Raw genomic sequence first — 25,492 nt, 5'->3', positions numbered from 1 at the left:
TAACGGATAGTAGTCTAAAATCAAGGGGGCAAATACAAAATGGTACAATTATTTTCAGCATTTGACAGAGAAACAATTGAAAGAAAAGCGCAAGATGAAACATTTGATCTTGTTATTGTTGGCGGCGGGATAACGGGCGCTGGCATTGCGCTAGATGCAACAAGTCGCGGTATGTCGGTGGCGCTCATTGAAATGGGGGATTTTGCAAGCGGTACCTCGAGTCGTTCGACAAAACTTGTACATGGAGGTTTGCGCTATCTCCAACAATTTGAAGTGAAGGAAGTTGCAGAACTTGGAAAAGAACGGGCAATCGTTTATGAAAATGGACCGCACGTCACGACACCTGAATGGATGATGTTACCTTTCCATAAAGGCGGGAACATGGGGAAAAGAACGGCTTCCATGGGCATTCGCCTATACGATTACCTCGCTGGAGTCAAAAAAGATGAACGCCGTCAAATTCTTTCCGTGAAAGAAACACTCGCTAAAAATCCTTTTGTGAAAAAAGAAGGGTTAAGAGGCTCTGGATTTTATGTGGAATACAGAACGGACGATGCACGCTTGACTATTGAAGTGATGAAAAAAGCGGTTGAACTTGGGGCACTTGCCATCAATTATACACGTGCGGAAAAATTAATTTACGATGAGGCGAAACAAGTTCGCGGGGTGACAGTTACGGACCGTATTTCTGGTCGCGTATACGACATTCGAGGCCATAGAGTAATCAATGCTGCGGGACCTTGGGTTGACCGTGTGCGCAACCTCGACTATTCACACAACAATAAACATCTTCGTTTAACCAAAGGCGTTCATCTTGTTATCGATAAAAGTAAGTTCCCGATGGAGCAAGCTGTTTATTTTGATACGCCAGACGGTCGGATGGTGTTTGCGATTCCGCGTGATAAAAAAGTTTATGTTGGCACGACGGATACATTTTATGATGAGTTTCCGATTCATCCGAGAGCGCTTGAATCCGACCACACGTATGTGATTAAAGCGATTAACTATATGTTCCCAGACGTTAAAATTACCGAAAAAGATATTGAATCTAGCTGGGCAGGCGTTCGGCCACTGATTTATGAGGAAGGAAAAGATCCGTCTGAAATTTCCCGTAAAGATGAAGTGTGGTTTTCTGAAAGTGGTCTCATTACGATGGCTGGCGGTAAATTAACGGGCTACCGGAAAATGGCGGAAAAACTTTTAGATGAAGTGACAAAACCGTTAAGTAGCGAAACGGGGAAAACGTATCAAACTGTTCAAACGAAACATTTACCGATTTCAGGTGGAGATATTGGCGGCTCTGAAAATTTAGAGGCTTTCATTGATAAAAAAGCAAAAGAAGGCAGTAATCGCTTCGGTTGGTCACTTGCCATTTCACGTGAATTAGCGAAACGCTTCGGTACGAACATTGATCAACTCTTTACGTATGCACAAGAACATAAGGAAAAAGGTATTACGACACTTCCAAATAGTTTATACGCAGAACTGCACTATTCGGTTTATCATGAATCCGCTATTCACCCTGTTGATTTCTTGTTACGACGCACAGGTTACTTGCTTTTCGATATGCCGTATCTGCTTGAATGGAAAGATGCAGTAGTCGATGAAATGCAAAATTTATTCCACTGGGACGCTGAAACAGAAGAAAAATTGAAAAAAGAGCTTGAAGCGGAGATACAAGATGCTAGAGAGCCAGCGGATTGGCACGATAGATAAAGAAAGAGCTGACGATAATATCAAAATTATCGTCAGTTTTTATTTTGAAAAAAAGGTTTGCTTCTAGCGTTTTTCATGGTACATTAGTAGTAGATGCAAGGAGGGGTTTATTTGGCTGGAATTCCTGTCATTGTCCTCGTTGGTCCAACAGCAGTAGGAAAGACGGCGTTAAGTATCCAATTAGCGAAAAAATGGCAAGGAGAAATCATCAGTGGTGACTCCGTTCAAGTCTATAAAAAGCTGGATATTGGAACGGCTAAAATTACGGAAACTGAAAAAGAAAGCGTACCGCATTACTTAATTGATGTGGTGAACCCAGACGAACCGTTTACTGCCTCAAAATTTAAGGAAGCAACCATCACCGCGATAAGAGATATTTCTTCTAGAGGAAAACTCCCTTTTATTGTTGGTGGAACGGGTCTTTATATTCAGTCCGTTTTTTACGATTACGCATTTGGAAAGTCTGGCGAAGATGCTAATTTCCGTACTGAAATGGAACAGCTTGATAATGAAACGCTTTTTGCGCGCCTTAAAAAAGAAGACCCAAAAAGTGCTGAAACCATTCATCCGAACAATAAACGACGAGTAATTCGTGCACTGGAAGTCATGCACGCAAGTGGCCAACCGTTTAGTGCCATGCAAAACCAGCGTGAATTGAATCCTGAGTTTTCACCGCTTTTTATTGGCTTGGATTTACCTAGGGAACTTTTATATGAGCGAATTAATGAACGTGTGCGACATATGATGGATGATGGCTTACTTGATGAAGCGAAATGGCTCTATGAACAACATCTAGGCGACAATTCGGCGACAAGAGCAATTGGTTATAAAGAATTATTTCAATACTTTGATGGTCAAGTCACTATGGACGCGGCTGTTGAATTAATTAAAAAGAACTCAAGACACTTTGCAAAACGCCAACTTACTTGGTTTAGAAATCGTATGTCTGTCAAGTGGATTAACATGCTTTCTGAAAATAGTTTTTTACAGGCAGATGACGCTATACAGCGTTTTTTAAACGAATAAACGGTTTATTAGTGCGAAATACAGGGTAATGAATTTAAAATAGTTCTCGGACTGTTTTAGATGAACCTCTTTGGGGGGAGTTCTTAGAAAGATAGATAGGAGAGGTATACATGACTAAAGGTGGACAAGCGTTACAAGATCAATACTTAAATCAACTAAGAAAAGAGAAAATTTTGGCGACTGTATTTTTAACAAATGGTTTCCAATTGCGTGGAAGAGTTGTTAGCTTTGATAATTTCACGGTTCTTCTTGATGTTGAAGGAAAACAACAATTAGTATTTAAACATGCGATTTCGACATTTTCACCACAAAAAAATGTGGCACTCAATCCAGAAGACTAATTGTATTTCATTCGTAAGAGGGACAGGTGAAAACGCCTGTCTTTTTTGCTGCAAACATAAAAGAGGTGCGGATTTATGGAAAAAGAAAAAGTCATTCTTGTTGGCGTCCTATTAAAAGATGGAGATGAGACGGCGTTTCATTATTCAATGGAGGAGCTAGGGCGCCTTGTCAAAACGGCTAACGGCGAAGTGCTTGATGTGATGGTTCAAAAAATGGAGCGTGTGCGCCAAGCAAGTTTTGTTGGGCGAGGGAAGCTAGAGGAGCTTAAAAATCTGGTTTTAGAGTTGGCAGCTGAAACGGTCGTTTTTAACAGTGAGTTGACACCAACGCAAATTCGAAATATTGAAGCAGAGGTTGATGCGAAAATTATTGACCGAACTGGTCTTATTTTGGATATTTTCGCGATGCGCGCAAAATCGCGAGAAGGAAAATTGCAAGTCGCGTATGCGCAGTATGAATATTTGTTACCTCGCCTTTCTGGTCAAGGGAGCTCTCTTTCAAAATTAGGTGGGGGAATTGGCACGCGTGGACCTGGGGAGACGAAGCTTGAGATGGACCGGCGGCTTTTGCGGTTGAAGATGCATGAAATTAAAGAGGCGCTTATACAAGTGGAGAAGCATCGTGCGCGAATTCGCGAGAAGCGTAAGCAAAATGGAATTTTCAGGTTTGGTTTAATTGGTTATACGAATGCGGGGAAATCTACTATTTTCAATCGTTTGACGACTGCCGAGACGCTCGAGGAAGATCAGCTTTTTGCGACGCTTGATCCGACTACTCGGAAAGTAAAGCTTGCAGCTGGTTTTGAAGTGTTATTAACGGATACGGTTGGTTTTATTCAAGATTTACCAACGTCACTCGTTGCGGCTTTTAAATCAACGCTTGAGGAAAGTGCGGATATGGATATGCTTCTTCATGTGGTCGATAGCTCAAATGCAGATTATTTGAAGCATATTGAAACGGTAAAAGAGATTTTGCGTGCCCTTCAAATAAGTGATATTCCAATTTTAACATTGTATAATAAAAAAGATCACAAGCACCCGACTTTTGTTGCTACAGAAGCAAACTATAAGGAAATTTCAGCACTTAGTGCGGAGTTTTCAGGCGATATGCGCGAATGGCTGTTAACGGAAGTTAAAAAAATATGGCTTCCTTATTTTTTAACAGTAAAAGCAAGTGAAGGTACGAAAATAGCCTTTTTGAAGCGAACGACTTTTGTTTCAAAAATTGAGTTTGATGAAGAAAATGAAACCTATCAAATTCGCGGCTACTTTTCTGGAAAGGAAAAATTATGACGGAACAAGTGAAACGATTAAAAGAACGAGCAGAACAAATGGTTGAAGCGCTACATAAGGAAACGGACGAGATTGCGGAACAAAACCAAGCAAAAGTGCTAGAAGCTTTTCGGAAAAATAAAGTGAGCGACTATCATTTCAATCCGTCAACGGGTTATGGCTATGATGATGAAGGTCGAGATACGCTCGAACGCGTTTACAGCGACGTTTTTCATACGGAAAAAGCTATCGTCAGACCGCAGCTGATTTCAGGAACACATGCGATTTCAACCGCGCTATTTGGCGTTTTGCGACCGGGCGATGAACTTTTGTATATCACCGGCAAACCTTATGATACGCTTGAAGAAATCGTTGGCATGAGAGGAAGCGGCAATGGCTCGCTAAAAGATTTTCAAATTGGTTATGATGCTGTTCCTTTAAAAGGAAATCAAGTTGATTTTGATACAGTGGCGCAAAAAATCAATGCAAACACAAAAATGATTGGCATTCAGCGCTCAAAAGGGTATGCAAATCGCGATTCATTTAGGGTTCAAGAAATTGAAGCAATGATTCAATTTGTCAAAAAAATAAAACCAGATGTCATTGTATTTGTCGATAATTGCTATGGCGAATTTGTTGAGCTAAGAGAACCGACCGATGTTGGCGCAGACCTAATTGCCGGCTCATTAATTAAAAACCCAGGTGGTGGCCTTGCTAAAATTGGCGGCTATATTGCTGGGAAAACTGAACTTGTCGAATTATGTGGCTACCGACTAACAACGCCTGGAATTGGTTTGGAAGCTGGTGCTTCGCTTTATAGCCTGCTTGAAATGTATCAAGGCTTCTTTTTGGCGCCGCACGTCGTGGCACAAGCCATTAAAGGTGCGCGCTTTACAGCAGCCATGTTATCGTTATGCGGTATCGAAACTAGCCCAGCATGGGATGCAAAACGGACTGATTTAATTCAAAGTATTTCTTTTCATGATTCAGAAAAAATGGTGTTGTTTGCGCAAGCGATTCAAGCAGCCTCGCCAGTAAACGCTCATGTGAAACCAATTGGTGCCTATATGCCCGGTTATGCGGATGACGTCATTATGGCAGCCGGAACGTTCATTCAAGGAGCGAGCCTAGAACTTACGGCAGATGGGCCGATACGTCCGCCTTATGAGCTTTACGTGCAGGGTGGACTAACTTATGAGCATGTGAAAGTCGCTGTCATTGGAGCAGTTCAAGCGCTTTTAGAAAAGGGTGCGTTAAATTTACAAAACTAACATATCAATTGTAAAAAAAATAAATTTTTTTTGACGCAGTTTTAATTTCTGCGTCTTTTTAATTGTCAAAACGCTTCTGCCACAATAGTTTTAATAAGATGTTAGATTATCTGACATAAATTTGACAAATGATTTAACGTACATTATAATGCTACTATCATAAAAAAATAGTGAGGGGGAAAAAGCCGTGAGTGAGAAAGAAATTCGACGATCGATGCCTCTTTTTCCAATTGGTCCCGTGATGAAGTTGACAGATTTAACGGCAAGGCAGATTCGTTATTACGAAGACCAAGGTCTGATTAGTCCAGCTCGAAATCAAGGGAACCACAGGCACTACTCACTTCAAGATATTGACACACTCCTTGAAATTAAAGACTACTTAAATGATGGTTTAAACATTGCTGGTATAAAAAAAATGTACCAAATGCAAGATCAAGAAAAGAAAAATCCACTTACGGATGAAGATGTTCGCAAAATTCTCCGTAAAGAAATGCAGCAAGCTGGGCGCTTCGTTAAAGGTGATGATTTATCAAAAAATCAATATCCGAAATTGTAACAAAATTCGAAATAGGTATTAACTTTTAAGAAGTTTATATAAATTGAGTATTGGGAGGATTTTAAATTATGTCAAATTATACTAAAGAAGATATTTTCCGCTTCGCAGATGAACAAAATGTTAAATTTATTCGCTTACAGTTCACGGATATTCTTGGAATCATTAAAAATGTGGAAATTCCAGTAAGTCAGTTGGCAAAAGCGCTCGACAATAAGATGATGTTTGACGGATCGTCTATCGAAGGTTTTGTTCGCATTGAAGAATCGGATATGTACCTTTTCCCAGATTTAGATACATGGGTTGTGTTCCCGTGGACGGCTGAAAAAGGAAAAGTAGCGCGTATGATTTGCGACATTTATAATCCTGATATGACACCGTTTCTTGGTGATCCGCGCGCGAACTTAAAACGCGTGCTTGCAGAAATGCATGAACTAGGTTTCACCGACTTTAACTTAGGACCTGAACCAGAATTCTTCCTGTTTAAACTCGATGAAAACCGTAAGCCGACACTGGAACTAAATGACTCCGGCGGTTATTTCGATTTAGCCCCTACAGATTTAGGTGAAAACTGTCGCCGTGATATCGTGCTTGAACTTGAAGAAATGGGCTTCGAAATTGAAGCTTCCCACCATGAAGTGGCACCCGGACAACATGAAATTGATTTCAAATACGAAGATGCCATTACGGCATGCGACAATATCCAAACGTTCAAATTGGTTGTTAAAACAATTGCGCGTAAACATGGTCTTCATGCAACGTTTATGCCAAAACCACTTTTCGGTGTTAATGGTTCTGGCATGCACTTTAATATGTCACTGTTCAAAGACGGCGAAAATGCCTTCTACGATGAAAGCGGTGAATTGCAACTAAGCGAAACAGCCTACCAATTCTTGGCGGGGATGTTAAAACATGCGCGTGGCTACACAGCTGTTACGAACCCAACCATCAACTCTTACAAGCGTTTAGTTCCAGGTTACGAGGCACCTTGTTACATTGCGTGGAGTGGTAAAAACCGTAGTCCACTTGTCCGCGTTCCAAGTTCGCGTGGACTTAGTACCCGCCTTGAACTTCGTAGCGTTGACCCATCGGCGAATCCATATCTTGCGATGGCAGTACTTTTAAAAGCTGGTCTTGATGGCGTGAAAAACAAACTCACTCCGCCAGCACCAGTTGACCGTAACATTTATGGAATGGACGAGGAGGAGCGTCACGAGGCAGGTATTTATGATCTTCCAGAAAGCTTAGCGCACGGTTTAATTGAGCTCTCAAAAGATGATGCGGTTCGTGAAGGTCTAGGTGACCACATTTATGAACACTTCATTGAAGCGAAACAAATTGAATGTGACATGTTTAGAACAGCCGTTCATCCGTGGGAACGCGATCAATATTTGGAAATTTATTAAGCAAGCGAAAACCCCCGAAAGCAATCTGCTTTCGGGGGTTTGTTTTAATAGTTGAGCGCTTCTTTTAATGCGTCTAAATTGTCGTTCATGATGGAAATGTAATCGCGTTTCGCTTTCACATCACTTGGCATTAAAGTTTCGAGGTTATGCAATTTAAGCGCCTTTGTATCGGTTTCTTGTTGAATCACTTCTGCAATTTTAGAATTGGTATTTTGTTCGAGCATAATGTATGGAATGTTTTCTTTTTCAATGGTGCTCACAATGCTTTGTAATTTCTTTTGCGATGGCTCATCGCTCGTTGAAACGCCGGCAATTGGGATTTGGTGTAATCCGTAGGCTGTTTCCCAGTACGTATAAGCGGCATGTGCGGTCACGAAATCTTTGTGTTTGGCAGTGGCTGCCATATCCTTGTAAGATTCGTCAAGCGTTTTTAGCTTGGATACAGTTTTTTCATAGTTTTCTTCAAAAGTGGCTTTTTTCTCTGGCATTTCTTTAATTAGTTGATCTTTAACGGTCGCAGCCATTTCTTCCATGTAAACAGGGTAGAGCCAGACGTGAGGGTTGTAGTCGCCGTGCTCTTCTTCGCCTTCATGGTCTTCTTCCTCTTCTTCGTGTTTACCAGCGTCAGGGTCTTTCGGCAAGTCTAATTTTTCAGCTAAAGGAACGAATTTTACATTTTCGTCTTTAAGTGATGATTTTGCTTTATCGACAAAACTTTCAAGGTTTAACCCAACATAAAAGAGTAAGTCGCTATCGGCAATTTTCATCATATCTTTTTGCGTAGGTTCGAAGCTATGCGCATCAGAACCCGCTGGATATACGCTTGTGACTTCCACGTTGTCACCGCCAATTTGTTCCGCTAAGTAAGAAAGGGGATAGACGGTTGTGTACACTTTTACTTTATCGTTATCTTGAGAGGCAGTTCCGCTTCCACAAGCTGCAAGTGTAAGTATGAGAGCTAAAACTGGAGTTATAAGTAATAATTTTTTAAACATTTTTCCACTCCTTTATTTTAAATCAAAATGATTCCGTTTTACACCTCGTAAAAATAAATCGTACTGATTACGATTTGAGGGACGATATTGATAATACATTATTTTTTTGAAAAAAGCAAGTGTTAATTAAAACTGCTAATCAAAATTAGCAGTTTTCGCTTTGTATGAAATGTGCTATATTAATGATGATGATGGTGGGAGCATTCTGTTTCTTTTTTAGGAGGGACTAAATCCACGCCGCCTTTATGGAAAGGATGGCATTTTAAAATGCGTCTAATCGCGAGGTAGCTTCCTTTAAAGGCGCCATGCGTTTCAATGGCTTCCATTCCGTACTGAGAGCAGGTTGGATAAAAGCGGCAAGATGCTGGTGTAAGAGGGGAAATGACTTTGCGATAAAAGCGTATGCCACCAAGTAAAAAGCGTTTTAACATGTTTTCACCTTCTATTAATTTGCTAGTTATAGCTTATCATATTTTTTGAAAAAAGAAAGGGGTACGCAAATGTTTTCTTATTTAGATGCTGTAGGATCAAAAGTCGCGATTTCGTTTGAACAGCGCGAAGAACAGTCAGACGATTGCCTGATTATCCCGTTTTATGAAGGAAAATGGCTTTTTACACACCACAAGAAACGAGGCATTGAATTCCCGGGTGGAAAAGGTGAGCATGTTGAAACGCCAATTGAAGCCGCGGCACGCGAATTGATGGAGGAGACGGGCGCTTATACGGACGATTTTCAGTTTGTCGCCGATTATTTCGTGGAATCAGCGGAAAGAACTTTCTCGAAACGCGTTTTTTTCGCACAAATCAAAGGGTTCCATGTTCAAGCCGACTACATGGAAACAGACGGCCCAGTGCTCATGAAAGGAAACATTCGTGAAATCGTGCAGCAACCGGAATTCAGTTTTTTTATGCGTGATGCGGGTATGCAGGAAATTTTACGAAATTTAGAGGAGAAACTAGCCAAAGAAAAGCCTTTTCTGCTATGATAAATAAGAAATGGAGGGATTCAGATGGGCATGCCACTTGAAGTTAATACGATGGTCGTAACGAAAGGCCGCGAGAAAAGAATTACAGAAAACTTTTTTGAATTAAAAAAAGACGGGTACCGCATTTATCCGATTGATGTACCCATTGAGCTCCGCAAAACGAAAGACGGAGAAGTGAATGGACTCGTTATCCCTAGAAAACTCATTTGGGAAAGCGATGCGACCATCATTACATATGAACTTGTTTCGTTAAATTCGAGTAATTAAAAAGAGACTGGGAATTTTCCCAATCTCTTTTTAATTTAGTATACGGCTGATTCTAGTAGGGTAAATGTTTTTTCTGCGGGATTTAGTTCGGCGATACGGCCGTATGGAAGCGTGATTTTTGGCTCGTTATGGCCGAAGCTTGCGTTTGCGAAAACTGGTATATCTTCAAGATGAAATTCGCGGAGCACTTTAAGCGCGAGTTCGCGGTACTCCTCTTGGTAGGCGCCTTCTTTTGGCTTGCCAAAAACTATGCCATTTACGCGTGATAAAACGCCCATGATACCGTAATTTCGCAGCTGATCTTCAAACCACCACGGGTTCGCCTTCACCTCTGAGGTTTCCAAAAATAAAATGGCATCGTCGAAAGCGGCAAGCTCTGGAAACAAAGCTGTGCCTTTAGCCATTTCAAGAACTTCCATGCAACCGCCGATAAGCGGACCAGACGCGCGGTTTGTTCCTTGAATGATGTCATAGCTGTCATTTGGCATGAATTTGCGCGGTTTCTCACTGTTTTCAGGGAGCCATGGCAGGAATTCACCCGTTATTTCAGGGGCTGTTTCAAACCGAAGAGCTTGACTTGGATGGAAAGCAAGTTGTTCGAACGCGTTTTTGGTGAACGTAGGAAGTGCCACGTTTTCTGCAAAGTCACTCAAAATTGCCGGCCCGTAAAAACTGGATATGCCTGCTTTTAGGCACATTAAATGCGTGATGGTCGAATCGGAATAGCCGATAAAAATTTTAGGATTCTGTTGAATGATTGCAAAATCGATATACGGCAACATACGGATGCTGTCATTACCGCCAATGCAGGCGAAAATCGCTTTGATATCTGGGTTTTGGAAGGCGGCCATCAAGTCTGCGGCGCGCTTTTCAGGGTGGTGGTATATAAAATCAGAGCCGGCGAGCGTATGCGGCATTTCGATGACCTTTAAGCCAAAATGTTCTTGTAATCGTTTTTTGCCGACTTCATAGCGTCCGAGTAGTTCTGGGTCACCGGCAGCGCCAGATGATAAACTAATTGTTGCGACTGTATCTCCCTTTTTAAGCCGAGGGAGCTTTTGTAGGTTTAACATAAATTTCCCCTCCTTACTTTTTTTCTATTTTAGCATATTTCTGGTTGACAGGGGGCTTTGATTTCGGTACAATGATAAACCCTGATGGCTTCATTCAGGTAATAAAACTAGGGGGTATGACATGACACAAGAATACATCGAAATTAAAGGTGCTAGGGAAAATAATTTGAAAAATGTTTCTGTGAGAATTCCGAAACGTCAAATTACTATCTTCACAGGAGTCTCTGGTTCCGGGAAATCATCTATTGTTTTTGGAACCGTTGCCACAGAATCACAACGTCAGTTAAACGAAACGCACAGTGCTTTTGTTCGCGGCTTTTTACCAAAATATCGCGAGCCGGATACGGACGGCATTCGTGGTTTAGGTGCCTCTATTATTATTGATCAAAAACGGATTGGCGGTAACTCGCGCTCAACGCTCGGCACGATTACGGATATCAATCCTCTTTTTCGCGTTCTTTTTTCCAGAATTGGACAGCCAGAAGCTGGACCAGCAAGCTCATTTTCGTTTAATGATCCGTTTGGCATGTGCCCGGATTGTCAAGGCGTCGGTCGAAAAATTACGCTAAACTTAGAAAAGTTTCTTGATTACTCAAAATCATTAAATGAAGGAGCCATCCAATTTCCGAATTTCTCAGTTGGTTCGTGGTATTGGAACATTTATGCTTTATCTGGTTATTTTGACCTCGATAAAAAATTGGAAGATTATTCTGCGGAAGAAATGGAAAAATTACTAAATGGTAAGACAGAAAAGTTTGTACTTGAAACGGCAGGCGGCCCAATTAATTCAACTTATGAGGGTTTAATCCAAAAATTCGATCGCTTATATTTGAAAAAAGAAGGCGAAATGGGCGAGCGGACGAAAAAACAAGTCGATGCTTTTACAACCGAAGTGGCTTGTGATGCTTGTGGGGGCGCTAGACTTTCTAAAAAAGTGCTTGATTGTCGGATTAACGGCTTAAATATTGCGGATTATATGGCGATGCAACTTGATGAAGTGGTGGAGAATATCGCTAAAATTGATAATCCTTACGCGGAAGCGATGAAAGCGAGTATCGACGAGCGCGTGTCACATTTGATTGATATTGGTCTTGATTATGTCACACTTGACCGTGAAACGAGCACGCTTTCTGGCGGAGAATCACAACGCGTGAAAATGGTGCGTCATTTAAATAGTAGTTTAACGGATATGATTTACATTTTTGATGAACCAAGTATTGGGCTTCACCCGCGTGATGTCCACCGCTTAAACGAACTTTTGGAGAAGCTGCGCGATAAAGGGAACACCGTACTTGTCGTTGAGCATGATCCAGACGTCATTCGCATTGCGGATTACATCATTGATATTGGGCCAAAAGCCGGCAAACACGGCGGTGAAGTCACCTTCCACGGTACTTACGAGGAGCTTCTAAAAAGCGATACGCTCACCGGAAACTTCATGGGACACCACGAAAGTTTAAAAAGTGAAGTGCGAACCCCGCGAAGCTTTTTACCTGTGAAAAAAACCAACCTTCATAATGTGCGTGACCTTGACTTAGAAATTCCGACAGGCGTTTTGAACGTCATAACTGGGGTGGCGGGTTCTGGTAAGAGTACGATTATTAATGGGATTTTCAGAAAACAATATCCCGACGCAATTGTGATTGACCAATCCGCTGCTCATGCTAATTCCAGATCAAACCCCGCAACGTATTCGGGGATTATGGATAGCATTCGAAAACTATTCGGAACGGCGAATGATGTCAGTCCATCGCTTTTCAGCTACAATTCAAAAGGCGCCTGCCCAGAATGTAAAGGTCTCGGCTACATTGCGATGGATATGGCTTTCATGGATGCGATTCGCACACCTTGCGAAGCTTGTTCTGGCAAGCGTTTTAAAGAAGAAGTGTTGCAATACAAATTAAATGGACAAACGATTAGTGACTGCCTCGAAATGACGGTCACTGATGCGTTGCAGTTTTTTGAACTGAAAAAAATCACAAAGCAACTTCAGGCGATGGAGGACGTTGGAATTGGCTACTTGACACTTGGCCAAGCTTTAAGCACACTATCAGGTGGTGAGTGCCAGCGCTTGAAACTCGCGACAGAACTTCATAAAAAAGGCAGCGTCTATATTATGGACGAGCCAACGACAGGGCTTCACATGTCGGATACGAAGCATATTGTCGAAATCATGAACCGACTGGTCGATGCTGGCAACACAGTAATTGTTATCGAGCACAATCTCGATATTATTCGCCAAGCCGACTGGATTATCGATGTCGGCCCAGAAGGCGGAAGCAAAGGCGGAAGAATTCTTTTTGGAGGAAAACCAGCCGATTTGAAAGCCGTCCCAGATTCGATTACAGCAAAATTCATTTAACCCAAAATAGCGCGAAGCTAAAACTTCGCGCTATTTTTCTGTCGACCGGAGATAATGTGAAAAACCAAGGGGACGACAGATTTTTGTGAAACTTTAGGGGAGAAGGGAAACGTGTAAATATGACTGATTTCGAGATGTGAAAATCACACCCAAAAACCAAATAATGAAAAGGTCGATAGAAATGCCCATTTGAGCTATTATAGGAGTAGGGCTGAAATAGGTGCCTGTTTTAATCTCTGTATTGTGAAATGTAAATCCCGTTTTCAGCAATTAATCAAGTATGCACTATAAAAGGTAATAAGTTACTTACTTTTAGTCTACACGCCACCCCCTCAAGCTCTGCTGCATCATAAAATTCAATTCCGTTCCTAAAATTGGTATAATCTAAATAGAGCGGGGATTCACTTGCTGCTTAACTTCCAACACGAAAGGACGAAGACTATGACAAAATATGAATGGCGCAAAGCTGAAAAGGGGCTTTATTTACCCAAAAATAAACCAATGAAACTCGATGTGCCGGCGATGAACTATATTACGATTACGGGAAAAGGGGATCCGAACGAAGGAGCTTTTAGCGAGCGTGTTGGGGCACTTTATGCGGCAGCTTATACGATTCGGATGCTTCCTAAAAAAGGCGTGACGCCGGACGGATATTTTGAATACACAGTTTATCCGCTTGAAGGGGAATGGACGACGAGCCAGCGTGATAATGGTCCGCTTGACAAGAGCTTATTTGAGTATCGTATTATGATTCGCCAACCTGATTTTGTAACAGCTGCGCTATTTGAAGAATTGAAGCCACGATTCGCTGAAAAAATTCCTGCGGAGCTTTTGGCTGAGCTGCGCTTTGAAACGATTGAGGAAGGGCCAAGCGTGCAGATGCTCCACAAAGGGCCTTACGACACAGAACCCGCTTCTTTTGAACAAATGGAGGATTTCTGTTTGGAAAATGATTGGGTGCGGCTGTCAAAGGACCATAAGGAAATTTATTTGTCAGATCCACGAAAAACAGCGCCTGAAAAAATGAAAACGGTGCTTCGTTTTAAAATTAAAAGTTAAACTGCAGTTTTTCGCTGCGGTTTTTTTTGAAATTAGACAAATGCGCTTGGAAAAGGTATTCTTAAAGGGTGAAAACATTCTGTGAGGAGAATTTTTATGGAACCTTTAGTAAGCGTTATCGTTCCAGTTTATAATGTGGAAAACTATTTGGAGCGGTGTGCGGAAAGTATTTTTAAGCAAACGTACGCGCATTTAGAAATTATTTTTGTTGACGATGGCTCAACGGATAGTTCAGGTGCGATGCTAGAAACGTTTTCTGACCCTAGAATTCGCGTGATTACGCAAGAAAATGGTGGTCAGGCGGCGGCGCGCAATGCGGGGCTTGATCAGATGACAGGCGACTACGTCATCATGGTGGATAGCGACGACTATATAGCGCCGAATTTAGTCGAAAAATGTTTGAAAACGGTCACGCAAACAGAGGCGGACCTCGTGATGTTTACTTCTTATAATGTGAATCAAAGCGGCGACATGCAGTACATACCGCGGAATAGCGGGCATCTTTTGACAGATGCAGGAAGTGTCCCGTGGAATAAATTTTATACGGCTTCTTTATGGGAAAAGCTCCGTTTTCCGACCGGCTATTGGTATGAGGATCTCGGCGTGGTGCCAGCTGTCGTTTTGCGCGCTGAAAAGCCAGTGAAACTTGACGATGCGCTTTATTTTTACATAACGGACCGAGCGGATTCGCAGTCGAATTTGCAAAATGATACGAAATTTTTAGATGTCATTCCAATGCTTGAAAATGTCACAAACGAATTGAAAGCACTTGATATTTTCGAGGCATCCAAGGCGGAAGTGGAAACACTTTATATGGAACATTTAGTGTACCGGACTGTACTTCGGAAAATCATTTATTTGGAGGGGACAAAACAGCGTAAAGAAGTGCTTAAAATTGTACGAGAAACGATGAACTCGCATTTTCCAAAGTGGGAGAAAAATGGGTACCGCTCTGGTAGCGGCTTGACCGCGAAGTTGAAATATTTGGCTGTTCGCCTGTATTTGCAAGGTTTTGTGCATTTAGGTGATTTAGTTTGGAAAGTACCGTTTGAAAAAAGAAGACAGCAAACGGGTTTTTAAAAGGAGAGAAAAATGAAGGTAAGTGTGATTATTCCGGCGTATAATGTCGGGGAGTATATTGAGGCGTGTTTGGATTCGGTGATGAATCAGTCTTATGAAAAGTTAGAAGTTATTGTAATTAATGATGGTTCGACGGATGACACGGGGGAAAAGTTGGCGCTCTTACAAGAGAAATATCCGACGATGCAAGTGATTACAAAAGAAAATGGCGGTTTATCTGCAGCGCGAAATGATGGCGTAAGGCTTGCGACTGGCGATTTTATTGCCTTTGTCGACAGCGATGATGTGATTGACCGAGACATGTATAAAAAAATGATGGCATCTGTAGAAATTTCCTGTGCGGATATCGTCACGATTGGCGTGGCACGTCTTGCGGGGGAAGATGTTTACCGCTCAGCATTGCATGAGCGTTTTATGCAAACGGATAAGTTTAATACGACGATTTTTGAAACACCAGAACTTTTATACGATACAACGAGCTGGAATAAAATTTATCGTGCTTCTTTTTGGAACGAGGCAAAACTGGAATTTCCAGTCGGTAAAACGTATGAAGATATTCCCGTTGTCATTCCCGCGTACTTAAAAGCCGAGCATGTCAACATCTTGAAAAATGTAGGCTATTACTGGCGTCACAGAGTTTCTGGCGATAAATCTATCACCCAGCAAAAAAATAACTTGCGTATGACACGCGACCGCTTAGATGCGCTACACGTTTGCGACGAGGCTTTTTCCACGATTCAAGACAACACACTGCGCTACAAAAAAGAGCAGAAATATCTTGAAATCGATCTTTTCTCAATGATTGAATGGCTTTTCTTAGTTAAAAATGAGGATTACCGCACCGTTCAAAAATGGGTGTCCGACTACATGAAAGAAAGTCTCCAAACGAACGCAATTGAAACGCTCCCAAAAACTAAGCAAAAAATGTTCCGCCAACTTTTAAAAAACGCGCACCTGCGCTTCCGAATTGCAAGCCTGGAATGGTTCATGCTAAAGGCTATCAAACGTTTTACAGGAAAAAGTTCATAAAACTAATTTTTTGTTTCATATAAGTTTATCGCTAAAAAGGATGCTGTATGCGTCCTTTTTTGTTGACAAAAAAACGTTTTGTAACTATAATGGTTACAAAGAGGTGAGGAAATGGCCATTTCAACACGTTTTAGTGTCGCTGTGCATATTTTGACACTCGTTTATTTAAATCGCGACAAACAAATTACGTCAGATTTTATCGCAGAAAGCGTTGGTACGAACCCAGTAGTCATTAGAAGAATTATGAGCCGCTTAAAAAAAGCCGGTTTACTACATTCAAAACCTGGTATTGGCGGCACCTATTTAGCGCGAGAACCGGATGACATGACTCTTTATGAAATTTATGAGGCAGCTTTAGGCTCGCAAACGATTTTTGACATCCATCAAAACCCTAATCCAAATTGTTTTGTCGGGGCAAATATTCAAGATACGTTAAATGAAACCTTTCAAACAGCTCAACAAAAAATGGAAAATGAGTTGAAACAAGTTACCTTAGCCAATATCATTGCCGAAATGACAACAAAGGCAAGCCAAAACTAAAGGCTTGCCCTAAAAATAAAACAAATTGTAACTAAGTCAGTTACGAAATAGGAGGAATACAAATGAAAGTAGCTATTATTGCAGCAAGTGGGAAAGCTGGAAACCAAATTTTAGAAGAAGCGGTGCGCCGCGGCATGGAAGTTACAGCAATTGTGCGGCATAAAGAAAAAATAACGAATCCAAATGTGCAAGTTTTAGAAAAAGATTTATTTGACTTAACTTTCGAAGATATTCAAGATCAAGATGTTGTCATTGATGCGTTCAATGCTCCGCATGGCCAAGAAGAGCTTCACCAAACATCATTAAAACATGTAACCTCGCTTTTAAAAGGAAAAACAAATCGTCTACTTGTCGTCGGTGGAGCAGGAAGTTTATATGTCGATGAAGCAGAATCGTTACGTTTAATGGACACACCCGATTTCCCCGCTGCCTTTTTACCAACTGCAAGCCATATGGGAAAAGCGCTCGATGCGCTAAAACAAGAAGCGGAAGTAAACTGGACTTATATGAGCCCATCAGCTTTCTTTAATCCAGAAGGAGCGGGAACAGGTACTTATATTTTAGGAGAAAATCAACTTTTAGTAGATGAAACGGGACAAAGTGAAGTGAGCTATGCAAACTTTGCAAAAGCGATGCTTGACGAAATTGAAGAACCAAAACATGTTAAAGAACGTTTCACCGTTCGAAATAAATAAAACGAGTTTCTTCTATATAATAGCTGTTGGCGAATTGCCGACAGCTTATTTTGCTTTTATCCTCTTTTTAAGAAAAGTTAAATTAGGCTAGAGGAGGATTGCATTTCGCTACAAATTGACGTATTGTGTAGACAGGGACTGGGAACAGAAAGGTGTGACACACAATTGCGGAAAAAAATGAAACGAAAAAAGAAGCGTCAGTTATTTATGACGTTAGGTATATTTATCGGCCTCATTCTAGTTGGTGTCATTGCGTCTTTTATACGGGAAGCTTATTTAGATTTAACAGCGCCAGAACCTGCATTTAATACAAAAGAAGAGAAGTTTATTAATCAGCTTTCAAAGCATGCACAGGAAATTCAGAAAGAGCATCAAATTTTGACGAGCGTGACGCTTGCGCAGGCGATTTTAGAGTCGAACTGGGGTGAGAGCGAGCTTGCGAGTCAGGCGAATAATTTATTTGGTGTGAAAGGTAGGGCGGGGCAGCCAGTCGTGAACATGACGACAAAAGAGTTTTCAGACGGGCAATGGATTGAGATTCAAGCTAATTTCCGAAAATATGCCAATTGGAATGAATCGCTTGATGATCATGCAAATTTATTTTTGAATGGAACATCTTGGTCAAAAACGAAGTATCACGGCGTTCTTTCTGCCAAAACTTACCAAGCGGCTGCAGAGGAAATAATGAAAGCAGGCTACGCAACTGACCCAGACTATGCGAGTAAATTGGTGAGTATCGTTGAAAAATATGATTTGCATCTCTACGATAATATTCAAGATCAACTTTTGTCCAATAAGAAAATTTCGCAAGTAGCTGATGTAAGTATGAAAGAGCATGCAACGGTTTGGACGGTACCTTACGGGCTTGTTGGTGCGCAGAAAGTAGAAGATATTCAGTATTATAGTCGCGATCATTTACAACTTGTGCAAGTTGCACAGACAAGTAGCGGAAAATGGTATCAATTTGCTGTAGATGACAAAGTAATAGGTTGGATAAAAGCGGATTATGTTACTCTAAAATAGAAAAAAACAACGTAAAAGGGTCTAAAAAACTTGTCTTATTAGTAGGTTTTTAGACCTATATGTATCCTTTTTTTCACTACAAAAGAAAAATTTTTGAAGAAGTAAAGCACTTAACGCCTAAGTGTTTTATTTTTTTGTTATTTTTGTTACTTAAAAGAAATATATATTACATAAAAGTTTTGTTAGAATGAAATGGTTGCTAAGAAAGAACACACGTTTTGATAATTCAAAAAGACAAGGATGTGCAAAATTCATTATGCTACATATTGCAAAGAAGCACTTGCTTAAAGTGGGTTTAATCAGTTTATCAATTACTGTAATGGCTCTTCCTATGCAAGTAAAGGCTAATTCTAGCCTCGCTACTTCCTCGCAACAAGCGTTTATTAATGAGATTGCGCCGCATGCAGAGATCGTACAGAAGGAAAACGGGATTCTGGCAAGTATTACAATTTCTCAAGCTATTCTCGAATCAAATTGGGGGAAAAGCGAGCTTGCGCAAAAAGGGAAGAATTTATTCGGAATTAAAGGTTCCTACAATGGGAACTCCATTGTGATGGGGACAAGGGAACATAATGGTTCTTCTTATGTTGGAACAAGTGCAGGATTTAAAGCCTATCCAACATGGTTTGAATCATTAAATGACCACGCGACCTTATTTGTGAATGGTCCAAGCTGGAATAAAGATTTATACAGCAGTTTAATTAATCAAACGGATTATCGTCTTGCGGCTAAGGCGTTAGATCACACGGGTTATTCGACTGATCCAAACTATTCCAAAAAATTAATTGAGGTCATTGAAAAATTTAATTTAGATAAGTATGATGTGGCGAATGCCGCTTATGCAGAAAAAACATCTGATAAGATTTTTCATGCAGTAGGACAAGTTAAAGCTGGTAAAACAGTGGATATTTGGACCAATCCAGCAGGGACAAAAGATGCGGTATTAATTGCCAAACTTTCAAATGGTGTGAGCCCTAAAATTGAGATTAAACGCGAAGCTAAAATCGCGAACAATCAAATTTGGTATCAAGTAGAGCTTTCTGACTTTGTAAGTGGCTGGATTGAAAGTGATAAAGTCGAAGTATTATACAGTTCAGAAAGTCATTCGCCATTGCGATATAAAACGGTATTTTTATTTGATCATTCATCAAGTGAAACTGCACTCGCGTCAAATCAAATGTTAAATCCGTCAGAAATCGCCATGACATCTGAAAAAGAACGGCATTATCATGTTATTAGTATGATACCGCTATTAAGAAAAGAAACATTTGCAAACGCGCTATAAAAATTAAAAGCTGAAAATTAGGAAAACTACTTCACTCCTAATTTTCGGCTTTTGTGCTTTTCTCTGCGCCTTTTCCTTATTTTTCTGCTATAATACGGAATGGAAAGTATTGATGGAGGAGGGGTTTTTTTGGACGAGCAATTAAAGATGTTAAAAGACTTAACGGATGCAAAAGGCATTCCGGGAAATGAGCGTGAGGTTCGACGTGTGTTCGAACAATATATCTCACCTGTTGCTGATGAAATCACGCATGATGGATTAGGAAGTAGTATTGCGATTCAGAAAGGTTCAGAAGATGGACCAAAAATTATGATTACAGGACATCTGGATGAAGTCGGGTTTATGGTGACGCAAATTGATGCAAACGGCTTTATCAAGTTTCAACCAACAGGTGGCTGGGTGCCACACGTGATGCTTTCGCAAAAAGTAACCATTGTAACACGTGAGGGGGAAGAAATTGTCGGTGTCATTGGTTCAAAACCGCCTCATCTAATGACGGCTGCTGAACGTCAAAAATCATTTGATATTAAAGAGATGTTTATTGATGTTGGTGCGAAAGATAAAGCAGAGGCAGAAAGCTTTGGGATTACACCAGGCGACATGATTGTACCTGCTTTTGATTTTACAGTAATGAAAAATGAAAAATATCTTTTAGCTAAAGCTTGGGATAATCGGATTGGCTTAGCGATTGCGATTGAAGTTTTAAAAAATTTAAGAAAAGAGCAGCATGCGAATACAGTTTATGGTGTTGGTTCGGTTCAGGAGGAAGTTGGAACAAGAGGCGCGAAAACGTCTGCACATTTGATTCAACCGGATATTGGTTTTGCCGTTGATGTTGGCATTGCTGGTGATACACCGGGTATTAAACCGACTGAAGCACAAAGTAAAATGGGTGACGGACCACAAATTATCATCTATGATGCAACGCTTGTCAGCCATGCTGGTTTACGGAACTTTGTGACAGATGTTGCTGATGAACTCGGTATACCGTACCAATTTGAGGCTATTCCAGGTGGTGGTACTGATGCGGGGCCGATGCATTTAACAGGAAATGGTGTTCCTTCCTTGCCGATTACCATTGCAACGCGATATATTCATTCGCATTCTTCTATATTACATCGTGATGATTTTGATGCGGCAGTTAAACTTATTACAGAAGTTGTCAAACGGCTTGATGCAGACAAAGTAAAAGAAATAACGTATCAAAACTAAGTGATACAAAATGGACAAAAGGAAGGTAGCATGGCGTTTGGCTGAATATGGTCGTGAGTCTTTTGGACTATTAGCTTAAAAGAGTGCATACTTTGTTTATTTAGTAAAACCACTTTTATGTTACGAGAATGTTACGAGGAGCGTTATATGGATACAATACGGTCGACGAAAAACGAACGCGTTAAAAATTGGAAGAAATTGTTTACGACTAAGGGGCGACAAAAGTCGGGTACGTACATGGTGGAAGGATTTCATTTGGTAGAGGAAGCGCTACGGCAAGATGGGCTTGTACGGGAGTTGATCCTATCGGAGGAAGTTTATTCGCCACTTGAATTGCCAGAGGACATTGAAACGTTTTATGTGTCAAAAGAGGTGAGTCATTTTCTTAGTGAAACTAAAACGGAGCAAGGAATCTTTGCTGTCATTAACATGACGGAGGCGGACATTCTCCTTTTATACGGGAAAAAGCTTTTATTAGTGGACCGTGTGCAGGATCCAGGAAATGTGGGGACGCTTATTCGGACGGCGGATGCTGCGGGGTATGATGCGGTTGTGCTTGGAAGAGGAAGTGCGGATTTATATAATCCAAAAGTGATTCGTAGTGCGCAAGGGAGCCATTTTCATATTCCGGTTATTCAAGCGCCTTTACTCGAATGGATTGGTCGCTTGGAAGAGGAAGGGGTCCCAGTTTTTGGCGCTTTCCTCGATGAACAGGCAAAAGTTTACGACACCATTCCACGTCAAGAAACACTAGCTCTTATTGTTGGAAATGAGGGTAGCGGTATTTCAAATGATGTCGCGGAACGTATTCATGAGAAAGTATACATTCCGATTTTCGGACAAAGTGAGTCCTTAAACGTGGCCATTGCGGCGGGGATTTTAATGTATCATTTCCGGAAATAATGCCAAATAGACGTGCCCAATTAAATTTAGTTGGGCACGTCTATTTTTGTTTCGCTAATGAGAACTGGGGAGAGTGCTTTTTTGACGCTCTTGATGTAGTTGTTTGCTGCGCCCCAATCGAAATTGAAGATTAAATTGTCCGAACTTCCAGTTGAAATGGCTGTCACTTCTGAATCGCCATGGAAATTATGAATCGTAATAAAAAGGGCAGCACGATTACTTGCCCGAAAAAAGTATCTTTCATAAGCTAGAGTGGCAAGTTTTTTTCCGTCACCAAATGTGCGGATTTCATCAAAAATGGGAGTGCTTGTGGATTGCGAAAGTTTAATCATATCCATAGTTTCTTCGACAGAGCTTTTAACAACATAGCGATGACTTGGCATATGCGTTCATCCTTTCACCTTGATTACTTTTATTGTATGCCCAAAAATCATTTTTTTCAATGTTGAAGTAAAACTTACTAAAAATAAGTAAATTGATATTAATTAGTTACTTTCTGAACGGTTTTGTGTTACAATATGTGAGAGGTGAGAGTTATGAATGAAGCACATAAAGTTTGTCCGAAATTTGAGTCTGCGTTCCAACTTCTTGGTAAACGCTGGACAGGACTAATCATCAATGTCTTGCTTACTGGTCCGAAGCGCTTTAAACAAGTAGCAGGTGAGATTCCACAAATGAGCGATCGTGTTCTTGCAGAACGCTTAAAAGAACTGGAAGAAATGGAAATCGTGACGCGTCACGTTTATCCTGAAACCCCTGTTCGGATTGAATATGATTTAACAGATAAAGGTCGAGATCTTAAAGAAGTCATGGAACAAGTCCAGTGCTGGGCAGATAAGTGGATTGCACTTGAGAAAGTGGAAAGCTAATGCGATAATGAAAGACGTAACGATGGTTATGTCTCAGAGTGATGACAAACGGCCATCTTCGTCGTTAAAACCTCCGTCCCGCTCCTCACGTACTCAAGTACTCCGGTGCGGTACTCGGTTTTGCCTAGAATCTCGCCATTTGTCATCGCTCTGATTTTGTGTGGTGCGTTTTGTTTTGTGTTTTCTACAAGCCTAAGACGTAACGATGGTTATGTCTTTTATTTTGGTTAAAAAAGGAGAAAGAAAATGAGAAGAGGGATTTTCATTGCGTTGTCGGCAATTTTTGTTCTGATACTCGTCGCCTGTTCGGACGGCGAAACAACAACGAAAAGTGCGGATACAATTTCGGCTTCGCTACATGTGACTCGAAATAATGGACAGGGCGAAGTGGGCGCAAAAAAGGTGAAGGTGGCATCTGGCAGTACCGTGTATGAGGCTATGAACAAGAACTTTAAACTAAAAGATACAGATGGTTTTATTACGAGTATCGAGGGCATTTCACAAGACGAGTCGAAAGGGCTTTACTGGATGTACGAGGTGAACGGGGAGATGGCGGCTAAAGGTGCCAAGGAACTGAAACTTAAAAATGGTGACGAAGTGAGTTTTGATTTGCATGAAGCTAAATAATGAGTTTGAGAAATTGCGGCTTACAAATGTTAAAGTGATTACGCTAATGGCGATTTTAGTGGCGCTTACGGTTTCGGGGCGGCTTTTATTTGCTTTTATTCCTAATGTTCAACCGGTGACGACGCTTGTCATTTTGGTGACGCTTTTAACTGGCTTTCGCTACGGTGCGATTTTTGCGACGCTTGTTATGCTTAGCTCTAACTTGATTTTAGGTATGGGCATATGGACGATTGGGCAAATTGCTGGTTATCTTTGCATCGCGGCTTTGACGGCTTTTGTTATTCGTCCGCGGTTTGACAAAATGCCGTTTTGGTTGATGATTTTATACGCTTCGTTTACAGGTTTTTTGTACGGTTTTATTCAGGCGTTATTCATTGCACCGCTTTATGGTTTTCATTATTTTCTCGTTTATTATGTTGCGGGCTTGTCGTTTGATTTCCTTCATGCGCTTGGGAATGCGGCGTTTTACGCGGTTCTTGCGCCAGTCCTTTTGCCGCTACTTGATAAGTGGCTTATAAAATATACTTGAATTCATGCTAAGTTCCCTCTATAATAGAAAGTAATTAAATAAGACAAAGACAATGACGGAGACAAGTAGCTTTGTTTTACTGGACAGGGAGAAATGGTCAAAGACTGAAAGCCATTTCGCATGTAAGCATAGTGAAAATTTCAGCTCCACGAGTCGCTGCCGGGATTAAATTTGAAAGGCAGATCGGTGTTTAAGCCGTTATTCAAATGAAGGTGGAAATGTTTTGGCATTTCTATTAGGGTGGTACCGCGAGCAAAATCTCGTCCCTTTGTGGATAGAGGTTTTTTATTTTTGTCTAAAAACGAAAAGGAGTGTTTTTAAATGCTGGAACAACTGCAAGCTTTGGAAAAAGAAGCCGTTTTGGCTGTAGGTGCGGCGGCTGATTTGAAAGAATTAAATGAGCTGCGCGTCAAATATCTCGGTAAAAAAGGACCGATGACTGAAATCATGAAACAAATGGGAAAGCTGTCAAATGAAGAGCGCCCGCTTGTTGGGGCGAAAGCCAATGAAGTGCGCACAGCAATTAGCGAGAAAATTCAAGTGAAACAAACACTTCTAGAAGAGGCGGCGCAAGCTGTGCAACTTGAAAATGAAACGATTGATGTGACGCTTTCAGGTACAAAAGTGTCGCTTGGCAAAGCGCATTTGCTTTCGCAAGTTATTCGCGAGCTGGAAGATATGTTTATTGGCATGGGCTATAAAATTGCCGAAGGGCCAGAAGTTGAACTCGATTATTACAATTTCGAAGCGCTGAATCTTCCGAAAGGGCACCCGGCGCGTGATATGCAAGATAGTTTTTACATTACGGAGAATACGCTTTTGCGGACACAAACGTCGCCCGTTCAAGCGCGGACGATGGAAAAACATGATTTTAAAAATGGGCCCATCAAAATTATTTGCCCAGGAAAAGTTTACCGTCGCGATAACGACGACGCCACGCATTCGCACCAGTTTACTCAAATCGAAGGGCTTGTTGTAGGGGAAAAAATTACGTTTGCGGACTTAAAAGGAACGCTGACGATTTTGGCTAAACGAATGTTTGGTGAGGAACGCGAAATTCGTTTGCGCCCAAGCTTCTTCCCGTTCACAGAACCGTCTGTTGAGATGGATATTTCCTGTTTTGCGTGCGGCGGCGAGGGTTGTCGTGTTTGTAAGGGCACGGGTTGGATTGAAATTTTAGGCGCTGGTATGGTACACCCGCGCGTCTTGGAAATGTCTGGCATTGATTCGACACGCTACAGCGGTTTTGCATTTGGGCTTGGTCCTGAACGTGTGGCGATGTTGAAATACGCGGTGGACGATATTCGCCATCTTTATACGAACGATTTACGGTTTACGAATCAATTTGTTGCGAAGGAAATGGGGGAATAAAA

At 41.2% G+C, this 25,492-nt stretch carries 27 protein-coding genes and 1 other annotated feature; of the genes, 23 read left to right on the top strand and 4 right to left on the bottom strand.

The genetic code is table 11. The features are described from left to right. Positions 1–39 precede the first annotated feature (39 nt). From BN1609_RS01460 to glnA, 7 genes are all read left to right on the top strand, one after another. The gene (locus BN1609_RS01460) at positions 40–1,716 is read left to right on the top strand and encodes a glycerol-3-phosphate dehydrogenase/oxidase (RefSeq protein ID WP_088808764.1); all 1,677 of its coding nucleotides are present in this window, start codon (positions 40–42) and stop codon (positions 1,714–1,716) included. A gap of 111 nt (positions 1,717–1,827) precedes the next feature. Continuing rightward, positions 1,828–2,742 carry a tRNA (adenosine(37)-N6)-dimethylallyltransferase MiaA gene (miaA, locus tag BN1609_RS01455; RefSeq protein ID WP_088808765.1) on the top strand — a complete coding sequence of 305 codons (915 nt, stop codon included), beginning with the start codon at positions 1,828–1,830 and terminating at the stop codon, positions 2,740–2,742. A 110-nt stretch (positions 2,743–2,852) separates the two neighbouring features. After that, on the top strand, positions 2,853–3,083 hold the full coding sequence (hfq, locus tag BN1609_RS01450; RefSeq protein ID WP_088808766.1) for an RNA chaperone Hfq: 231 nt from the start codon (positions 2,853–2,855) through the stop codon (positions 3,081–3,083). A 75-nt stretch (positions 3,084–3,158) separates the two neighbouring features. Next, entirely contained in the window at positions 3,159–4,376 is a 1,218-nt protein-coding gene (gene hflX / locus BN1609_RS01445) for a GTPase HflX (RefSeq protein WP_088840437.1), read from the top strand. Then, positions 4,373–5,626 (top strand): aminotransferase class I/II-fold pyridoxal phosphate-dependent enzyme, encoded by a 1,254-nt coding sequence (locus tag BN1609_RS01440; RefSeq protein WP_088840436.1) that lies wholly within the window; start codon positions 4,373–4,375, stop codon positions 5,624–5,626. The genes hflX and BN1609_RS01440 overlap by 4 nt, the downstream gene beginning before the upstream one ends. 187 nt (positions 5,627–5,813) lie before the next feature. Next, on the top strand, positions 5,814–6,182 hold the full coding sequence (locus tag BN1609_RS01435) for a MerR family transcriptional regulator (protein WP_088808769.1): 369 nt from the start codon (positions 5,814–5,816) through the stop codon (positions 6,180–6,182). Positions 6,183–6,250: 68 nt separating this feature from the next. After that, on the top strand, positions 6,251–7,585 hold the full coding sequence (glnA, locus tag BN1609_RS01430; RefSeq protein WP_088808770.1) for a type I glutamate--ammonia ligase: 1,335 nt from the start codon (positions 6,251–6,253) through the stop codon (positions 7,583–7,585). A 44-nt stretch (positions 7,586–7,629) separates the two neighbouring features. On the opposite strand, the gene BN1609_RS01425 is transcribed toward glnA, so the two are convergent. Further along, positions 7,630–8,580 carry a metal ABC transporter solute-binding protein, Zn/Mn family gene (locus BN1609_RS01425; protein WP_088840435.1) on the bottom strand — a complete coding sequence of 317 codons (951 nt, stop codon included), beginning with the start codon at positions 8,578–8,580 and terminating at the stop codon, positions 7,630–7,632. A gap of 179 nt (positions 8,581–8,759) precedes the next feature. After that, positions 8,760–9,011 (bottom strand): membrane protein insertion efficiency factor YidD, encoded by a 252-nt coding sequence (gene yidD / locus BN1609_RS01420; protein WP_088808772.1) that lies wholly within the window; start codon positions 9,009–9,011, stop codon positions 8,760–8,762. A 69-nt stretch (positions 9,012–9,080) separates the two neighbouring features. Between yidD and ytkD the strand changes: the two genes are divergently transcribed. Continuing rightward, positions 9,081–9,566, top strand: coding sequence for an RNA deprotection pyrophosphohydrolase (gene ytkD / locus BN1609_RS01415; protein WP_088840434.1), 486 nt, complete (start codon positions 9,081–9,083; stop codon positions 9,564–9,566). A gap of 24 nt (positions 9,567–9,590) precedes the next feature. After that, positions 9,591–9,833, top strand: a complete 243-nt coding sequence (locus tag BN1609_RS01410; RefSeq protein ID WP_088808774.1) for a DUF2584 domain-containing protein — start codon at positions 9,591–9,593, stop codon at positions 9,831–9,833. A 35-nt stretch (positions 9,834–9,868) separates the two neighbouring features. On the opposite strand, the gene BN1609_RS01405 is transcribed toward BN1609_RS01410, so the two are convergent. Next, entirely contained in the window at positions 9,869–10,906 is a 1,038-nt protein-coding gene (locus tag BN1609_RS01405) for a S66 peptidase family protein (protein ID WP_088825252.1), read from the bottom strand. Between the two features lie 121 nt (positions 10,907–11,027). On the opposite strand from BN1609_RS01405, the gene BN1609_RS01400 reads away from it, so the two are divergent. From BN1609_RS01400 to BN1609_RS01355, 10 genes are all read left to right on the top strand, one after another. Beyond that, positions 11,028–13,268, top strand: coding sequence for an excinuclease ABC subunit UvrA (locus tag BN1609_RS01400; protein ID WP_088825251.1), 2,241 nt, complete (start codon positions 11,028–11,030; stop codon positions 13,266–13,268). Between the two features lie 441 nt (positions 13,269–13,709). Continuing rightward, a complete protein-coding gene (locus BN1609_RS01395; RefSeq protein WP_088840433.1) occupies positions 13,710–14,327 on the top strand; it encodes a GyrI-like domain-containing protein in 618 nt (205 codons plus the stop codon). Positions 14,328–14,423: 96 nt separating this feature from the next. Then, positions 14,424–15,407 (top strand): glycosyltransferase family 2 protein, encoded by a 984-nt coding sequence (locus BN1609_RS01390; RefSeq protein WP_088840432.1) that lies wholly within the window; start codon positions 14,424–14,426, stop codon positions 15,405–15,407. Positions 15,408–15,419: 12 nt separating this feature from the next. Beyond that, positions 15,420–16,436, top strand: a complete 1,017-nt coding sequence (locus BN1609_RS01385; RefSeq protein ID WP_088840431.1) for a glycosyltransferase — start codon at positions 15,420–15,422, stop codon at positions 16,434–16,436. A gap of 111 nt (positions 16,437–16,547) precedes the next feature. Further along, positions 16,548–16,976 carry an Rrf2 family transcriptional regulator gene (locus BN1609_RS01380; RefSeq protein ID WP_088808780.1) on the top strand — a complete coding sequence of 143 codons (429 nt, stop codon included), beginning with the start codon at positions 16,548–16,550 and terminating at the stop codon, positions 16,974–16,976. Positions 16,977–17,038: 62 nt separating this feature from the next. After that, positions 17,039–17,671: an NAD(P)-dependent oxidoreductase gene (locus BN1609_RS01375; RefSeq protein ID WP_088808781.1), complete on the top strand. Its 633-nt coding sequence runs from the start codon at positions 17,039–17,041 to the stop codon at positions 17,669–17,671. A gap of 207 nt (positions 17,672–17,878) precedes the next feature. Continuing rightward, positions 17,879–18,694: a glucosaminidase domain-containing protein gene (locus tag BN1609_RS01370; RefSeq protein ID WP_179946612.1), complete on the top strand. Its 816-nt coding sequence runs from the start codon at positions 17,879–17,881 to the stop codon at positions 18,692–18,694. 256 nt (positions 18,695–18,950) lie between these two features. Then, positions 18,951–19,979 (top strand): glucosaminidase domain-containing protein, encoded by a 1,029-nt coding sequence (locus BN1609_RS01365; protein ID WP_088808783.1) that lies wholly within the window; start codon positions 18,951–18,953, stop codon positions 19,977–19,979. A 129-nt stretch (positions 19,980–20,108) separates the two neighbouring features. Beyond that, entirely contained in the window at positions 20,109–21,191 is a 1,083-nt protein-coding gene (locus BN1609_RS01360) for a M42 family metallopeptidase (RefSeq protein ID WP_088808784.1), read from the top strand. A gap of 147 nt (positions 21,192–21,338) precedes the next feature. Next, on the top strand, positions 21,339–22,094 hold the full coding sequence (locus BN1609_RS01355; RefSeq protein ID WP_088808785.1) for an RNA methyltransferase: 756 nt from the start codon (positions 21,339–21,341) through the stop codon (positions 22,092–22,094). 26 nt (positions 22,095–22,120) lie between these two features. Here BN1609_RS01355 and BN1609_RS01350 read toward each other — a convergent pair whose 3' ends face one another. After that, positions 22,121–22,477, bottom strand: coding sequence for a DUF6054 family protein (locus BN1609_RS01350; RefSeq protein ID WP_088808786.1), 357 nt, complete (start codon positions 22,475–22,477; stop codon positions 22,121–22,123). A 153-nt stretch (positions 22,478–22,630) separates the two neighbouring features. Between BN1609_RS01350 and BN1609_RS01345 the strand changes: the two genes are divergently transcribed. The 4 genes from BN1609_RS01345 (at position 22,631) to pheS (ending at position 25,490) form a co-directional block, all read left to right on the top strand. Next, positions 22,631–22,963, top strand: coding sequence for a helix-turn-helix domain-containing protein (locus tag BN1609_RS01345; RefSeq protein ID WP_088808787.1), 333 nt, complete (start codon positions 22,631–22,633; stop codon positions 22,961–22,963). Between the two features lie 246 nt (positions 22,964–23,209). Continuing rightward, a complete protein-coding gene (locus BN1609_RS01340) occupies positions 23,210–23,590 on the top strand; it encodes a DUF4430 domain-containing protein (RefSeq protein WP_088840429.1) in 381 nt (126 codons plus the stop codon). Continuing rightward, positions 23,577–24,119 (top strand): ECF transporter S component, encoded by a 543-nt coding sequence (locus BN1609_RS01335; protein WP_088808789.1) that lies wholly within the window; start codon positions 23,577–23,579, stop codon positions 24,117–24,119. Before BN1609_RS01340 ends, BN1609_RS01335 begins: the two co-directional genes overlap by 14 nt. Positions 24,120–24,162: 43 nt before the next feature. Then, positions 24,163–24,390: a binding site (T-box leader), on the top strand. A gap of 50 nt (positions 24,391–24,440) precedes the next feature. Continuing rightward, the gene (pheS, locus tag BN1609_RS01330; RefSeq protein ID WP_088840428.1) at positions 24,441–25,490 is read left to right on the top strand and encodes a phenylalanine--tRNA ligase subunit alpha; all 1,050 of its coding nucleotides are present in this window, start codon (positions 24,441–24,443) and stop codon (positions 25,488–25,490) included. Positions 25,491–25,492 lie beyond the last annotated feature (2 nt).

It is taken from the genome of Listeria sp. ILCC797 (genome assembly GCF_900186185.1).
GTDB classification, from domain to species: Bacteria; Bacillota; Bacilli; order Lactobacillales; family Listeriaceae; genus Listeria; species Listeria goaensis.
The sequence above is the reverse complement of the archived record's forward strand: the minus strand, read 5'-3'. Positions and strand labels throughout refer to the sequence as shown.